General features: G+C 55.7%; 1 protein-coding gene. It reads left to right on the forward strand.

The features are described from left to right. Nucleotides 1-112: 112 nt before the first annotated feature. The coding region (locus SB816_RS30780) for a hypothetical protein (RefSeq protein ID WP_410548092.1) at nucleotides 113-300 on the forward strand (188 nt) is incomplete at its 3' end.

Raw genomic sequence — 300 nt, forward strand, 5'->3', positions numbered from 1 at the left:
TCGGGCTTGACCCGAGGATCCATTGATCGAGCGACAGTAGATCCTCGGGTCAAGCCCGAGGATGACGGAGAAAGCGAAGCGGCCATGAAGATTCAGGGAAGAGGAATCCCAAATGAGCACTTACACCAATTTCACCATCGAGACGGACGCAGACGGCATTGCCCTCGTCACCTGGGACATGCCGGAAAAATCCATGAACGTCTTCACGTCAGAAGTGATGGATGAGCTGAACGCCATTGTTGACGCGACTGTCGCCGATAGCGCCGTCAAGGGCGTCGTCTTCACGTCAGGCAAGAGCAC

The organism is Achromobacter sp. SIMBA_011, from assembly GCF_046535435.1.
Classification (GTDB): domain Bacteria; phylum Pseudomonadota; class Gammaproteobacteria; order Burkholderiales; family Burkholderiaceae_B; genus Achromobacter; species Achromobacter dolens.